The sequence below is a fragment of the Oceaniferula flava genome (assembly GCF_016811075.1).
GTDB classification, from domain to species: domain Bacteria; phylum Verrucomicrobiota; class Verrucomicrobiia; order Verrucomicrobiales; family Akkermansiaceae; genus Oceaniferula; species Oceaniferula flava.
Genome location: NZ_JAFBGL010000002.1, coordinates 233,051 through 248,088, shown reverse-complemented (window position 1 = coordinate 248,088; position 15,038 = coordinate 233,051). Strand labels below are relative to the sequence as shown.

The following is a 15,038-nucleotide window of genomic DNA, read 5'->3' as shown; positions in this document are numbered from 1 at the left end:
GGTCGAGTTAACTCCTGCCGATGAGCCAACGTCGTCGCATTCGCCCTCAACGGCTGCGACGAAGCAGCCACTGCGATTGCTTCAGCCCGTCCAGAGGGAGGTTGTAGGTCCGCTGGTAAGTCTGCGACTCGGCGTGGTAGTCGGTCTGCCAGAAATCGTTGCCGTGCACCGCTTGATCGAGTCGAACCTCTTGGCCGTCGATCACTTGGTAGAGCTGGTAGCCGGTGGCATGTTTCAGCCCTTCAAAACGGATCGGCACATAGCCCACGCCGCCTTGTATCCGCACACTAACAGCATCGCTCTCCGCCCGAACCAAGATCGGATAGGCTTGGCGTAATGTGCCCCCGCTCACCTCGACCTGCAGATCATTGCCACGCGCTTCGCGGTGGATAGTTTTCCACGAGGACGGATGCTCCTCGAGGTGCTGACGGAATGCCGTGTTCGGCCCGTAATAATCGTCTGCCACGCGGGGCAAGGTGATCCATTCGACCTCCAGCTCCACCGAGTCGCCCCGGGTGAATGTTTCAACGCCTTCGGGAGCCACCAGCATGCAGTCGAGGTTCGGTCGACCATCGCCCGCACTGCGGAAGGCCGAAAAACGGAGCGTCGGCTGACGATACGTCTTTCCACCTGCACGCACTTGATAAGACCGAATCACCAAGGCGCGGTAGCCCGTCGCCTTCCCCTGAGCATTGGCCGAGTAGGCTCCTGGAAACGCCACCCACCACGGACCTTCGCCAGTCAGGGTTGTCGATGCGAGATAATCAGCCCCCTCCTTCAGCCCCTTTGGCGGCTGGTGCTCTTTGATCAAGCCCGCTGCATTGCCGTAGGCGATCTTTGGAGTGACGTAGTGCGGTGTCCGCCCCATCTTGAAGAGCCAACCTTCCGCCGGCAGCGACTTTTCAATGCCATAGCGCAGCGTGGTGAAGGTGCGGGCATAGTCATCGGTGCGCAGCGTTCTCACCGTGGCCTTGAGGTCCACGTCTTCCCCCGCACCATAGAATCCATCGTAGCGAACTTCGCTGAGACAGGGGCCGTGGGCGAGGTAGGCGGTCTTCAGACCATTGAAGAGGAGCTTCCGATCTTGGTCGTCGCGGAGCCCCAACCAATCGCCCCCCCATCCTGCGTCCGTCCAACCCCACTTCTTCCCCTCTTTCCCTGCACGGGCCATCAGCATGCGCACATCGGTCACGGTGACATCCACCAGGCTCATGTCCATATCCATGCAGTAGGTCTCGCCCCAACAACCGATAGCCAACTGGTCCCAGCGACCATGACCACCGTAGCCGATCAATGACAGCTGCGCATGACTGGCCGACGGCAGGGTGCCGTAAAATCCGTAGACGAACTTCAAGCGATATCGTGTAGTGCCAGCACTCACCGGCAGCAGGGCATAGCTCCGCAAATACGATCCCATCTCACGCTCGTGCCAGTTTTTGCTGAGCTGGACGGGGATCCCTGTGGGCACGCCATGCTCATCGCACAAGATCGGGCACACGCCGGTGACGTTGCCGGGGTTGATCATTTCGAGCAGGAAGGGGATGCACTCTTTTTTGTTAGAACGCACTGTGATCTCAATGTCATCGTAGTCACGGATATCGGTGTAGCCGATTTTGAAGGCTCGCTTAGGTCGATGCACCCGTGCGACATAACAACCGAACTGCGGCTCGTATTTCACGGGAGGCAATTGATTCAGCTTCATGGCCACGGATAACTCGGCAGCACTGCCTTTCTTCGTCTTCAGCGGACACTCCAGCGTCACCTTGTGCGCCTGATCCACCGACCACGCTTCGCGAAACGTCTGTGAGGTCTGCCATTGCTGGTGTTTTCCGGCAAAACGCAGTCTCACCTTGGTGTTCGTCCAAGTCGGGGGCACCACCTTGGCGCCATGATCAAAGCTGTTCTCGTAGCTCAGCCCTTGGCGGGTTTTAAGCTCGGTGGCATGGCGCGCGTGCTGGTCGATCTGTTGTTTCGAAAGCGCCCGGTTCCAAATGCGCAGCTGATCGATCACCACCGGGGTGACGCCTCCATGCCCATCCGCGCGCTTGCCAATACTCAAGTCGCCCTTTCCTAACACCCGCTTTCTGCCCACCTTCTGACTGCCCTTCAACTTGCCATCCACGTAGAGTGAAAAGGTGGCACCGTCATAACTCATGGCAATGTGATGCCACTTGGCGGGCAGCAGGCTGTGGCGATCGCTGCGTAGCACAAACCGATTTTCTCGTCCCCTGCCGCCGATGTTCATCGTCGCGCTCAGCTGCCCACCGGCCACGCTGAAACCGAAGTTCCCCTCGGTGATCTCGTTACGGTTCTTGCACAGAATCCAACCACGCTGATGTCCAAAGTGCTCCTTCGGAAACATCACCCAGCTCTCCACGGTGAACGTTTCATGCTCGAGCTCCGGCTGGTGGGGAATCACCAACGGCTGCCCGATCACTGCGTGCCCGTTGTGCTGAACCCCGAGGGCAGGACCATCCTGATACGAAACTGCGGGGGCGATTTCCGCGGTAAAACTAACTGAGTCCGGCCAGGCGACCAGGGATAGCTTGGCATCGGCCGAGAGCTGCTCGCCGTCTGGGTTCCTCAGCACCAACTGCTGCAAATCGTAATGCTGCACATAGCGCGCGGACTCCCACATGCGCACCAGGCTCAGCCGCTTTTTCACAATCGGGTCGGCGGCTTGGCTGCTGACAGCACGGTAGACCTTGCCATCTTTTTCCACTTCAATTTCCAGCGACGCCGGGTCGAGCGATCTCATCCGCTCCTGGTCTGCCGCCAGTGCTCCCGCATAATCCAGACCATCGCGGAATGTAGCGAAGCGGGGACGATCGAGTTGGGCAAGATCCAGAGCCAACCCAAAGTGACCGGTTTCGATGCAGAGCACATCGCGTGAGCGATCATCGGCGTGTTTGCGCATGCCATTGGCCCAGTAGCCGAAGGTGTAATCTTGCGGGTTGAGTTGTTCCGGGCTGATGGCGGCGTGACTGCTGAGGCAGCCGAGCAAGGCAGCTGCGCCGGACATCATGGTGGCGATCCAAGTGGGGTGGGACATCGATTTGATTAGGAGGTTGTTAGTGCGCTCACCGAACGTGAAGCAGCAGAGAAGTGCATACTGGGAAAACGGTGACTGTTTTTCAGAAATGGCAGCCTTCCCAGCATCCACCACTGACCTCATTCGTGCAAGTCGGCACAGAGACATGCTCACCGTCGCGCTCAGGCTCCGCAGAGATGTTGGGGATTGGCGTCTGAGACATTTTGCAAGGACTCCATACTCGACAGTTTCCCAATCCAGCGGCAAGATGACATGCATGTTACGCCTCATGGATCGCTACATTGGGAAGCAGATTATCTCTGCCACCCTGTTCGGCGTCGCGATGCTCTGTGTGCTTCTGGTTTTAGGCAATCTGTTTAAGGAACTTAGACCGCTGATGGTGGAGAGCAATGCCTCGCTGCTGACCATCGGCAGCTTTGTGCTCAGCGTCATTCCATTCTCGCTAATCTACACCATCCCCTGGGGCTTTCTGGTCGCAGTGCTGCTGGTGTTCGGTCGTTTGTCCGCGGAAAACGAGCTGGTCAGCATGCGCATGGCAGGCGTGGGCTTGTTCCGCATCGCCATGCCGGTCTTTGTGCTTGGCGCCCTGCTCTCGGTGCTCTGCCTCTGGCTCAACATCAGCATGGCCCCCAAGGCCAAGGACACCATCAAGTTTGTGCTCTACGAGGCGGTCAAGGAGAACCCTAACGCGCTGTTGGACCCGGGCGTCGTTCAGACACGTTTCAAGAATCAGAAAATCTTCGTCGAAAGCCGCGAGGGCAATATTCTTTACGGCCTGCACATGTACGAACTTCAGGGGGATGAAAACACCGGCTACCCCACCAAAAGCATCTACGCCCGTGAGGCCAAGCTCAAGATCATCAAGGAGACCAAGCAGCTGCGCCTCCACCTCACCGATGCCTACATCGAGACTCGCAACGAGAAAAACGACCGCGAGCTGATCTTCATCGGCGAGCAGGAACCCTTGTTGTTTGATTTCTCGGCCGAGCGCAAAAAGTCCCGCAAGGCCAGCACCATGACCAATGAGGAAATCCACCAACTGCTCCATGACGAACCTGAGCTGGAAGGGAAAAAACGCTACAAGCTGGCCAACGAGATCCACCGCCGCTACGCCTTCTCGCTCGCCTGCCTGGCGCTCTGTCTGGTCGGTGTTCCACTGGGAATCAATGCCCGTCGCCGCGAGACCTCCACAGGGCTGGCCATCAGCATCGTCGTCGCCCTCGGCTACTTCCTGTTCTTCGCTGCCGCAGAACAGTTTCAGGACAAAAGCGGCTCCACCGCACTCTTCCTCTACTGGCTGCCCAACGTTCTTTGCCTGGCTCTGGGCACCTGGTTGTTTTTCAAAGCCCGCAGGAAATAACTCCCGATGAAGCGCCACCTCAAAGCCGTTTTAAGAAACACGCTCCATGGGGCCCAACGGATTCTATCCGGCAATGGACTCGATCTGTTCCCGATCCGCGGACCGATCAAGCGCTACAACCGGAAGAAGTTTTCCTACGATGCCAAGGCAGCTCTGAATACTGCCTTGCTCGCCCTGCCCCAGGGGATGGCCTACGCCGCCATTGCCGAACTGCCGATCCACTACGGCATCCTCAGCTCGGCCATCTGTGCGATCGTGGCTCCCTTTTTCGCCAGTTCACGCTTCACCATCCTGGGACCCACCAATTCCACCGCCTTCATGGTGTTCAGCTTTTTTGCCGCGGCCTCCGGCACCCTAGGGAAAGCCCCGGTGGAATACATGCCGCTGCTGGTGCTCATGGTCGGTGTACTCTCGGTCATTGGAGCGGTGTTCAAGGTCGCCGATCTCCTGCAATACGTCAGCCGCAGTGTTCTGGTAGGCTACATCACCGGGGCCGCCTTGCTGATTCTCACCAACCAGCTGAAGCATGTCTTGGGCATTGCCGAGCCGATGAGCCAGGGCGCAAGCGCGAGCACCTTCTTTGCCATCATTGAAAAAATTGGTGCCCTCTGGGACAGCTACCAATGGCAGCCGATGCTCCTCGGCGGGCTTACCCTGACGCTCTACCTGGCGCTGCAGAAGAAATTCTCCACCTTACCCAACTTCGCCATCTCGCTCGCCGTTTCCGCCGTCACCGGCTGGGCCTTGAAGCAATACGTCGCCGGGTTCGAAAACATCAGCACCTTCACCCCGCTCCACCTCGATCATCTGGTGCTGCGCATGCCGGATATCAATATGGAGGATATTTCCACCCTGATGGCCGTCGCCTTCGCAGTCGCCTTCCTCGCCTCACTGGAAAACTCGGTGATGGCCAAATCGCTTGCCAGCCGGTCCGGCGATCGCACCGATGTGAACCAAGACATGCTCTCGGTGGGTATGTCGAACATCGCCACCTCATTTTTGGCAGCGATGCCTTCGTCCGGCTCACTGACACGCTCAGCGCTGAACTACGAATCACAGGCCAAGTCGCGCTTCGCCTCGATCTTCTGCGGTCTCCTCTGCCTCGCCGGCTTTTACGTCATGGTGAAGCTACCGGTGGTGGAAAACATCCCCAAGACGTCACTCGCCGCGCTGGTCATCGGCATTGCCATCTCACTCTTCAAATGGAAGAACATCCGAATCTGTCTGCGCTCGACTCCGGACGATGCCCTGGTGATCATCACCACCTTCGCCGCCACCTTGCTGACCCGCCTCGACTACGCCATCTTCATCGGCGTCGGCCTCTCCATCACGCTTTTCCTGCGCAAGGCATCGAAACCCCATCTGGTGGAATATGAGATCAATGACGAAGGCAGCCTGCAGGAGCTGGATGCCAAAAACAAACGCCAGATCCCGGCAATCTCCATCGTGCACGTCGAGGGCGATCTGTTCTTCGGTGCGGCCGACCTGTTTCTCACTCAGATCCAACGCACGATTGCCGACGACAACTTAAAGTGCATCATTCTCCGACTGAAAAATGCGCGCCACCTCGATGCCACCAGCGTGCTCGCTCTGGACGAGCTGATCAAAGACACCCGCAAGAAAGGGGTGCACGTGCTGGTCTCCGGCGCCACTCGCGAAGTCTACGAGGTGCTGAAAAAGTCAGGCGTGTTGCAAACCTTACAACAAGGGTGCATCCGCGAGGAAGGTGAGACCAACCTCTTCATGTATTTCCGCGGCAACCCGAACATCTCCACCCGCGACGCCCTGATCCGCGCCCAGCAGCTGATCGGCACCAAGGATGCGGACATTAAAATCTTCTTCGATCCGAATAAGGAAAAGGAAGGAAAGTAGTCGCTGTGACAGCGGTGGACCGCGTCGGTGCGTCGGCTATTTCCCGATGCAAAAGCTGCTGAAAATCTCGCCCAACAATTCCTCGGTATCGATCCTACCCGCGATCTCACCGATCGCTTCCATCGCCTCGCGCAGGTCGACCGAAATGAACTCCGCACCGGCACCGGTGAGCAGTGTCTGCTCGGCAGCTTCGAGTGCGGCTTTGGCTCGTTTCAGGCAGGCTTGATGGCGAGCATTGATCGCCACCGCATGGCCACCCCACTCGGCAGCACCCATCGATAGTTCTTCTGTGATCTTGGCGATCAGTGCGTCCAGTCCGTCGCCTCGGGTGCAGGAAATACGGACACCTCCTGCGTCTTGCCAATCAGCATGCAGCTCGAGATCCGATTTGTTCACCACCAGCAGATGGTGACGACCTTCAATATCCTGTTCCGTCAGAAGGTGGTTACGCGGCTGACTGCCATCGACCACTTCCAGGACCAAATCTGCGGTCTTCACCTGCGCCTGGGTGCGGGAAACGCCCTGCTGCTCGATCACATCCGCCGTCTCGCGCATCCCCGCCGTATCGATCAAGCGCACCGGGATCCCTTGCAGGTTGATCACCTCCTCCACGGTATCCCGCGTGGTGCCTTCGATGTCGCTCACAATGGCTCGCTCGAACCCTAACAGCTCATTCAGAAGACTGGATTTCCCGGCATTGGGCGAGCCGTAGATCACGGTGCGCACTCCTTCGCGAAGGATCCTTCCCTGCTCGGCGGTGTGCAGTAGTTTGGAAATTTGGCTGGCCACGGATTGCAGACGCTTCGACAGCGCGGCCCCCGTATCGGTATCGATATCCTCCTCGGGAAAATCAATATAGGCTTCGACGTGCGCGGCGATGCCCAGCACCTCCTGGCGGATCAGCTCCGCCTGGTTGCCGAGTTTCCCCTGCAGCTGCTCATGCGCGGCGCGCATAGCCAGATCAGTCTGAGCCGAGATCAAATCCATCACGGCCTCCGCCTGAGTGAGGTCCATCTTGCCATTCAGAAAGGCGCGTTTACTGAACTCACCGGCACCCGCAGGAAGAATGCCGCTTTCAAAAAGTCGCTGCAAAACACGGCGCATCACCAGCACACCACCGTGGCAGGCCAGCTCAGCAGTGTCTTCACCGGTGTAGCTGCGCGGTCCGTGGAAACAGGTGATCAACACCTCATCAATGACTTCACCACTGGCTTCGGTCACCTTGGTGAGCACAGCTTTGCGTTCGGCGAAAGCGGCGCAGTCCTTCTGCCCTAACAGGCATTGACTGACACGACTGAAGGTTTCAGGTCCGCTGACTCGGATCAATCCCACGGCACCCATTCCCGGGGCGGTGGCGATGGCGGCGATGGTGGCTTCCATGTTTTTAACTTACTGAGTTTCCGCAGCACTTGAGCTACGATCGGCGGGCGGTGTGGTATTTCCCAACTCCCCACCCACTCCGAGAAACTCCCAGCACAGCACTCGCTTCAGTTCCAGCACGGAGGGTTTGGTGTCGGACCACGCCAGCTCCACGGTGGCGGTGCGCGGTGGCACCAATCGGCTGGTTCCGCGCCAATTGATCACGGAGAGAATTTCACCCACCTCGGAGTCCACCTCCACCGGCAAGTTCACAAAATCTTGCGGGTAGGCGTAGTCGGAAAGTTTGTAACTCCGGTGTGTCTTGTCGTTACGCAACGCGTGGCTGACCACCTCGTTCACCACGACGCGGAAAATCTTGCTCTCACCGGGCGCAGGATACTCGGTGAACTCGCGGAAGGTGCGGAACTTGCCCTGAATGAACACGGAGGCATCAAGCTTCAGCCCCTCGTCCGTCTGTTTGAAAAAGGCATTGATGCTCACTGGCTGGGAAAGGTTGTCTTCATCGATGCGGTGCGCCATCTCGATCAAGGTCACGTCTTTCTGCCCCATCACCGTTTCCACGTCGCCGATCGGGGCGAAGTATTCGCGGATATCGATCTGGGCCGGACGACGATACTGCATCAGGAAAATGCCACGTCGGCGGTCTGCCAGATTGGCATCGCTGAAGCTGAAGGCCGAGAGCGGCGTTTCGCTCTCCTCATACCCGGCAGGGAAATTCGCCTTGAGCTGCTCGAGCACATGTTCGTTAGGGATGACATACTGCATCCGCTCCTCGGGCGTCTTCGCCGCCATGAACTTTCCGAGCACCTCAGCTGCCTCTTTTTTCCAGCCACGCTGGAGCCATTCATCCTCGGCACTCGGCATACTCATCGAACTCATGCCACCGTTGGGAGCGCCACCACTTGCTGATGGTTTCCACTTTCCAGCCAGCCACAGTGTGACCACGCCAGCCGCGACCAGCACAGTGATTGCTGTGAGAACGGGGATGAGATTACTTTTCTTCTTCGCTGGTCTTGCCGGTGTCCTTTCGGCAGGTGCAGCCGCGGGTTGAGATTCTAGAGCTTCTAGAGCTGGATTGAGTGGTATTGGAGCTGCGGAGGCGGCAGCTTCAGGAGCAGGCGATGCCGGTGAGTTGCGTACCGACTCGGTGGACTTGAACTGCATCGGCCGGTCTTCGGCGAGACCTGGAGGAGTCGCTTTTGCAGCTGGTGGAACGGCTGTGTCAGCAGGAGTCGGAGTAGCGGGTGCGAGTGCCGCTGGCTGTGGCTCAGGCTTAGCGGGTGCTTTTCCTAACTTTTGATCTGGCGATGTCACCGTTTTGCCACAATGCGGACAGGGCGCCACCGTCGGGGGTAAGCCGACGGGGATGTAAATAACCTTTTGACAGAACTGACAAGTAAAGCTCATTTGGGATGGTTGGGGACCGCCGGACATACTAAAGAATGGTTGATAGCCCAATGAACATAAAGGCTGAGGCCCTGCTGTCAACCGCCCATCCTTGAGTTGTTAGAGCTGAAGAGATCATACCGATGCAATCGCTGGCAGCACCTCGTCAAGAACCTCGATGCAGCGCTGGTTCTCGGCTTCGGTGCCCACCGAAATCCGCACCCATTCCGGAAGCTTGTAGCCGCTCATGGCACGGACAATGACGCCTTTTTTCAGCATGTTCTGGAACAGCGCATCACCGTCACCCACCTTCACCAGGATGAAGTTGGCGACGCTGGGCACGTATTCGAGTCCGCGCTCGCTGAATGCCTGTTCATAAAAACGCAGACCGGCATTGTTCATATCCAGCGTGTTTTTCACGTGTTCTTCGTCGGCCATCGCCGCCAGAGCCGCAACCTGTGCCATCGAGTTGGCATTGAATGGCTGACGGGCTTTCTGCAGAATCGATGCCACCTGGGGCGCTGCCAATCCGTAACCAATCCGCAGACCGGCCAGGCCATACGCCTTCGAGAAGGTGCGCAGGACACAGACGTTTTTCCCCTCGCGGACATACTTCAGCGTGTCCGGTGCGTCTTCGAGAAATTCAAAATAGGCTTCGTCAAATACAGCGACCACGTGGTCCGGCAAGCGATCCATAAAGCGATCGAGCGCCTCCTGACCGACCAGGGTTCCGGTTGGATTGTTAGGATTGGCGATGAATACCAATCGGGTGTTCTCCGTGATCGCATCCGCCATGCCGTCGACGTCGTGGATGAAGTCCGGATCCGTCACCTCCACATACTTGGCACCGAACAGGGTCGCCATCAGCTTATAGACCACAAAGGCGTGCTCCGCGGCGATCAGCTCGGCATTCGGATTCAGGAAACAGTGGCAAAGCAGCTCAATGATTTCGTTCGAACCATTGCCGAGCACCACATTTTCCAGACCCAAGTCGTATTTTTCCGCCAGGGCGGTGCGCAGCTTGTAGCCACCTCCGTCCGGGTAAATGTGCACCCCCGAAGCCTCCTTTTCCATCGCCGCAATGGCTGACGGAGCAGGCCCCAGTGAGTTTTCATTCGATGCCAACTTCACGATGGAATCTGGCTCCAGGCCAAGCTCCCGTGCGGTTTCCTCGATAGGTTTCCCTGGCTCGTAAGCAACGAGATCGCAGACAAATTGATTGGCGAATTTCTGAATCGACATGCCGCGAAACTAGGCAGCCGCCGTGTATTCCGCAATGCTAATCACGCCGTGGCCGTGTAGATACTCGCCACCCCAAAGGTCAAGGGGTCGGCTTGGGCATCGGTGAAACCTGTCGACTCGATAAGCTCACACATGTCCTTGCCGCTGGGGAATTGTTCAATGGTCCCTGCGAGGTATTCGTAGGCGTCCCCCTCACCGGTCATCAGCCCGGCAATTTTCGGCAGCACCTTGTTCAGGTAAAAGCGATACGGTCCACGCATCACTCCGGTCGGCAGCGAGAAGTCGAGCACCAGGAGATGGCCACCCGGCTTGAGCACGCGACGCATTTCCGTCAGTGCATCCGGCCAGCTCGCCATGTTCCTAAGACCAAAGGCCACGGTGAGCACGTCATAAGAATCATCCTCGAAGGGCATGTTCATGGCATCGGCCACGATGGTTTCCCTCACCCCGTCTTCCGCAGCATGGGCGAGCATTTCAGGGCAGAAATCAGATCCCGTCACCTGGGCATCCGGGCATCGACGCTGCAGTTCCAGAGCTAAATCACCGGTGCCGGTGGCGACGTCGAGGATACGGCTCGGTTTCCAATCGGCCACCATGCCCCCGACTTTTTTCCGCCAGAGAATATCCGTGCCCAGGCTGAGCACGTGATTGGTCACCACATAGCGATCGGCAATGCGGCTGAATGCTTTTTTGACGTAGGTAGGGTCCTGCATGATTGAATGTTCTAAGAATCTTGTTTTCGAAAGCCTAACTATCCGGGGAGGATGTCGCGGTAGATGCCGGGGTCACTTCCGGGGATCTCGACGGCACCGATGGCTTTTTCATAGAATTCGCGCGGACCAACGCCGCCGATCATGCCATAGACGTATCCCAGATCCTTGAGCCCTTCCATGGCCATGAACAACAGTGCTTTTCCGATCCCCGTGCCGCGAGCAGCTTCGTTCACGCCGGTCGGACCATAGAAGCCCTTCGCGGTGGTTTCATAGCAGGCAAAACCGAGGATCTCCTTGTCCTTGGTTGCGATGTAGCAAGTCACCGGCTGACGCGAAAAGGCGACCTTCACTTCGCTCTCCCACTTCGGGGAAAAGTGCTCACCGGCCCAGGCGGCGACGATGTGTCGCTCGTAGGCTCGCGCCCGACGGAGGATAATCCCCTGCTGCTCCACCCGATCGTAGACCGGGCAGGAGTCCGGCAGCTCATAGAGCCTCACTAACATGTCAATCATAGCTTCCTGATATATCAAGCCCTCGGCAATGTCTAGCCCGTCCGCCCCGGCCGCAGCAAAGGTGAACGGTCGACTCAGCCGATTAAGTCTTCGAACGGCCACGCTTCCACGCTTTCCTGACCGTGGATCACGTCCATCAGAACTTCGACTCCCGTGAGGTCCTCGGCTATGCCTTTGTTGGTGATCGCCGCCGTATCGAGTTCGTCGACCAAGTTGTTAAAGACCATACCGGCCGGCTCGATGCCTGCCGCACGCATGGCCTGCACCGTGAGCAGCGTCTGGTTCAGTGCGCCCAGCTTGTTACCCACCACCAGGACGACCGGCAAACCGATGTCGCGTGCGAGGTCGGCGACCATGTATTCCTTGGAAATCGGAACCATCCAGCCGCCCACGCCCTCGGCGATGACCAGTTCATGATCGCTCGCCAGATCGTGGCAGCCCTGCACCAGTGAGGGAATTTCCAACTCCCGGTTTTCAAACATCCCTGCCACATAGGGAGCCGCGGGAGTGCGCATCCAGCACGGGTTCACCCGCTCCAGATCCACTTCGTCGCCCGATGCTTGTTTCAGTGCGTAGGCATCTTCGCGTCCGCCGCAGCAGATCGGTTTGTAACCCACTGCCTTGTGCCCTTCGGCACGCAGCGCTTCGATAATCAACGAGCTCACATAGGTTTTGCCCGCCCCGGTGTCCGTTCCGGTTATAAATAGTCCTTTCAAAATAATCCTTTCGTCACGAAATCATACCCAACTACTCCGAGAGCTCACTCTTGAGCCCCGGCTGATTGAACGTTTGGTTCTCGTTTTTAACAATGTAGTTAATCAGGAACCAAATCATCACCGCGACGATCAGCGTCATCAGCTTCGCCGGCCAGTGTTTCTTCAACATCTTCTTCATCATTGTTTTGCTCCTTGGGTAAAAATATAGATTCCATCGCCTCGCGGAATTCCTCTTCGGTGAGGCCGCGGTCCAGCTTGCCATCGACACAGATGGAAATTTGGCCGGTTTCCTCACTGACCACCACCGCCACACAGTCGGTCTCCTCGGTTAAGCCAATGGCCGCGCGGTGACGCAGCCCGGTGCTCCGGTCGGCCAGCTCACGCGAGCTCACGGGGAAAACACAGCCAGCCCCCGCCACCCGGTTCTGGGCGATGATCATGCCGCCATCGTGTAGCGCCGTTTTCGGGTGAAAGACAGTCAGTGCGAACTCCGGGGAAAAGACCGCGTCAAGCTCCACGCCGGTCTCCAAATGATCCTTCAGCGAGATCGCCCGCTCGAAGGCAAAAAGCGCTCCGATGCGTTTCTTCGACAGCTGCCCGACCGCATCCGCAAAGGTGTCGAGGAACTCGTGCCGCTGGGTTTGGGAAAAGGAAAACAAGCGACTACTCCCCAGCCGCGCCAAGGCATTTCTCAGCTCAGGTTGGAAAATCACGATCAAACCAAAGGCCATCAGCGCCAGCACCTTGTAGAGCAACCACCAGATCACCTTCAGATCTAACAATAGCGAAACCGAAGACAGCACCATCAGCAACAGCGCCAAGCCCAGAAGAATCCTTGCCCCGCGTGTTTTTCTGAAGACACGGTAGATCTGGTAGAGTCCAATCCACAGGATCAAAATCTCCACACCTGCCGTCCAATTTTCACTGAGAAATTCCACTTGCGGGAAAGAACATAACCACAAACCCTGAAACAGGAAACCCAATACTTCTAAAACCCTTGCGCCATCGCTTGCCAGAGTTTATGCCTCCACTCCGCAACGTTCGACCCGTTCCACGCCCATGAGTGAAAATTCCACCTACGCCGAAATCACCGAGGCCATCCGCGCCCACGACTCCTTCATCCTCCTCAGCCACATTCGCCCCGACGGCGATGCCATCGGCTCCCAGCTCGCACTCGGCCACGCCCTCGAGGCCATGGGTAAAACCGTGCACTACATCAATGAGGACGGCCTGCCTGACAACTTGAGCTTCATGGCGGAAAGCCAACGCATCCAAACACCGCCGGCAGAACCGCTCGATGTCCAGGTCTGCATCGCTCTCGACTGCGCCACCAAACCACGCCTCGGCGAGAATGCCCTGCACGCCGCTTCCAAAGCCAAGCTCTGGATCAACATCGATCACCATATTTCCAACCCGGCCTACGGCGATCTAAATCACATCGACTCCACTTCGCCTGCCACCGGCCAGATTCTCTACCAACTGATCAAGAGCGCCGACATGCCGCTGCCGGATGCCACCCGCGATGCCATCTACGTCGCCGTTTCCACCGACACCGGCTCGTTCCAATATTCCAACACCACCGCAGCCACCTACGAAATGGCGGCCGACCTGGTCCGCCGCGGTCTCGACGTCGGCACCATCAACGCCCAGATTTACGACAGCAACCCTTACCGCAAAATCGAACTGCTGCGTTCACTGCTGAACACCCTGCAGTTAGAAAACGACGGCAAGGTCGCCCACTGGGAGCTGCCTTACTCGGTGAAGGAAGAATACAATCTCAAACCAGAGGACTCCGAGGACCAGATCGATCTGATTCGCGGTATCGATGGAGTCGTTGCCGCTGCCTTCTTCGAGGAGCTCGAAGACGGTAAGATCCGCGTATCGCTGCGCGCGAAAGACGATACCTTCAACGCCTGTGAGACCGCCCAGCTCTTTGGTGGCGGCGGTCACGCCCGCGCCGCCGGCATCCGCATGGCCGGCCCCATCAGCGACGCCCGCGAAAAAGTGCTCGCTGCGATTTCCAACGCTATTTCCTAATGTCCCAGAATCCACTCATCACCGATGCGCCTTGCGGTGTCTTGCTCATCGACAAGGAGCCTGACATGACCTCGCACGATGCCGTCGCGATCTGTCGCCGACAGCTCAAGTTTAAAAAAATCGGCCACTGCGGCACCCTCGACCCCATGGCCACCGGACTGCTGATGTTAGTCATCGGCAAGGCCACGAAGATTCAGGACCTGCTGATGTCCGAGGACAAGGAATACACCGGCACCATGACTCTGGGCATCACCACCGGCTCCCAGGACAAGGAAAGCGACATTGTCGAAGAGAAGGAAGTGCCACCTTTCACGGACGAGGAAATCGACGCCGCCTTCAAAAAATACGTCGGCCCCTTCGAGCAGACGCCCCCCATGGTCTCCGCGATTAAAAAGAACGGCGTGCCCCTCTACAAACTCGCCCGCAAAGGCATCGAGGTGGAACGCAAGGCCCGCGCGGTTTACGTCACCGACTACGAAATCACTCGCACCGCCGTGCCGGAAGTCGATTTCAAAGTGAACTGCTCAAAAGGCTTCTACGTCCGCACTTACGCCCACGACATCGGCCAGGACCTCGGTTGCGGCGCCCACCTCTCCGCACTCCGCCGCACCCGCTCCGGCAAGTTCACCGTCGACCGCGCCATGACTGCCGCCGACCTGAAAACAGCCACCGCCGAAGACATCAAAAACTCCCTCATTTCCCTCGCCGAAATTTCCCTCATGAGAGGTGCCTAGCACCACTCGAACTGAATACAGAATAATTCTAACT

Annotated in this window: 12 protein-coding genes; 4 read left to right on the top strand and 8 right to left on the bottom strand. The window is 57.8% G+C overall.

Going from position 1 to position 15,038, the window contains the following annotated elements:
* Positions 1–46: 46 nt before the first annotated feature.
* Positions 47–3,052, bottom strand: a complete 3,006-nt coding sequence (locus tag JO972_RS04120; protein WP_309488732.1) for a LamG domain-containing protein — start codon at positions 3,050–3,052, stop codon at positions 47–49.
* A gap of 268 nt (positions 3,053–3,320) precedes the next feature.
* On the opposite strand from JO972_RS04120, the gene JO972_RS04115 reads away from it, so the two are divergent.
* Positions 3,321–4,412, top strand: a complete 1,092-nt coding sequence (locus JO972_RS04115) for an LptF/LptG family permease (protein ID WP_309488731.1) — start codon at positions 3,321–3,323, stop codon at positions 4,410–4,412.
* A gap of 6 nt (positions 4,413–4,418) precedes the next feature.
* On the top strand, positions 4,419–6,284 hold the full coding sequence (locus JO972_RS04110) for a SulP family inorganic anion transporter (protein ID WP_309488730.1): 1,866 nt from the start codon (positions 4,419–4,421) through the stop codon (positions 6,282–6,284).
* Between the two features lie 36 nt (positions 6,285–6,320).
* On the opposite strand, the gene mnmE is transcribed toward JO972_RS04110, so the two are convergent.
* The 7 genes from mnmE to cdaA all read right to left on the bottom strand — a co-directional run bounded on the left by mnmE (position 6,321) and on the right by cdaA (position 13,171).
* A complete protein-coding gene (gene mnmE / locus JO972_RS04105; protein ID WP_309488729.1) occupies positions 6,321–7,664 on the bottom strand; it encodes a tRNA uridine-5-carboxymethylaminomethyl(34) synthesis GTPase MnmE in 1,344 nt (447 codons plus the stop codon).
* A 9-nt stretch (positions 7,665–7,673) separates the two neighbouring features.
* Positions 7,674–8,978 carry a hypothetical protein gene (locus JO972_RS04100; RefSeq protein ID WP_309488728.1) on the bottom strand — a complete coding sequence of 435 codons (1,305 nt, stop codon included), beginning with the start codon at positions 8,976–8,978 and terminating at the stop codon, positions 7,674–7,676.
* 207 nt (positions 8,979–9,185) lie between these two features.
* Positions 9,186–10,292, bottom strand: coding sequence for a histidinol-phosphate transaminase (gene hisC / locus JO972_RS04095; RefSeq protein ID WP_309488727.1), 1,107 nt, complete (start codon positions 10,290–10,292; stop codon positions 9,186–9,188).
* Positions 10,293–10,333: 41 nt separating this feature from the next.
* The gene (locus JO972_RS04090) at positions 10,334–11,005 is read right to left on the bottom strand and encodes a ubiquinone/menaquinone biosynthesis methyltransferase (RefSeq protein ID WP_309488726.1); all 672 of its coding nucleotides are present in this window, start codon (positions 11,003–11,005) and stop codon (positions 10,334–10,336) included.
* A gap of 38 nt (positions 11,006–11,043) precedes the next feature.
* Entirely contained in the window at positions 11,044–11,517 is a 474-nt protein-coding gene (locus JO972_RS04085; protein ID WP_309488725.1) for a GNAT family N-acetyltransferase, read from the bottom strand.
* 74 nt (positions 11,518–11,591) lie between these two features.
* Positions 11,592–12,233 (bottom strand): dethiobiotin synthase, encoded by a 642-nt coding sequence (bioD, locus tag JO972_RS04080; protein ID WP_309488724.1) that lies wholly within the window; start codon positions 12,231–12,233, stop codon positions 11,592–11,594.
* Positions 12,234–12,331: 98 nt separating this feature from the next.
* Positions 12,332–13,171, bottom strand: a complete 840-nt coding sequence (gene cdaA, locus JO972_RS04075; protein ID WP_309488723.1) for a diadenylate cyclase CdaA — start codon at positions 13,169–13,171, stop codon at positions 12,332–12,334.
* 121 nt (positions 13,172–13,292) lie between these two features.
* On the opposite strand from cdaA, the gene JO972_RS04070 reads away from it, so the two are divergent.
* Together JO972_RS04070 and truB are read left to right on the top strand one after the other, a co-directional pair.
* The gene (locus JO972_RS04070) at positions 13,293–14,270 is read left to right on the top strand and encodes a DHH family phosphoesterase (protein WP_309488722.1); all 978 of its coding nucleotides are present in this window, start codon (positions 13,293–13,295) and stop codon (positions 14,268–14,270) included.
* The gene (truB, locus tag JO972_RS04065; protein WP_309488721.1) at positions 14,270–15,004 is read left to right on the top strand and encodes a tRNA pseudouridine(55) synthase TruB; all 735 of its coding nucleotides are present in this window, start codon (positions 14,270–14,272) and stop codon (positions 15,002–15,004) included. The genes JO972_RS04070 and truB overlap by 1 nt, the downstream gene beginning before the upstream one ends.
* Positions 15,005–15,038 lie beyond the last annotated feature (34 nt).

Bases quoted from the DNA above. Each gene is read 5' to 3' on its own strand.
- truB (WP_309488721.1), top strand. From the start codon at position 14,270: ATGTCCCAGAATCCACTCATCACCGATGCGCCTTGCGGTGTCTTGCTC.
- JO972_RS04115 (WP_309488731.1), top strand. From the start codon at position 3,321: ATGGATCGCTACATTGGGAAGCAGATTATCTCTGCCACCCTGTTCGGC.
- mnmE (WP_309488729.1), bottom strand. From the start codon at position 7,664: ATGGAAGCCACCATCGCCGCCATCGCCACCGCCCCGGGAATGGGTGCC.
- JO972_RS04085 (WP_309488725.1), bottom strand. From the start codon at position 11,517: ATGATTGACATGTTAGTGAGGCTCTATGAGCTGCCGGACTCCTGCCCG.
- JO972_RS04110 (WP_309488730.1), top strand. From the start codon at position 4,419: ATGAAGCGCCACCTCAAAGCCGTTTTAAGAAACACGCTCCATGGGGCC.
- JO972_RS04120 (WP_309488732.1), bottom strand. From the start codon at position 3,052: ATGTCCCACCCCACTTGGATCGCCACCATGATGTCCGGCGCAGCTGCC.
- JO972_RS04070 (WP_309488722.1), top strand. From the start codon at position 13,293: ATGAGTGAAAATTCCACCTACGCCGAAATCACCGAGGCCATCCGCGCC.
- JO972_RS04090 (WP_309488726.1), bottom strand. From the start codon at position 11,005: ATGCAGGACCCTACCTACGTCAAAAAAGCATTCAGCCGCATTGCCGAT.
- hisC (WP_309488727.1), bottom strand. From the start codon at position 10,292: ATGTCGATTCAGAAATTCGCCAATCAATTTGTCTGCGATCTCGTTGCT.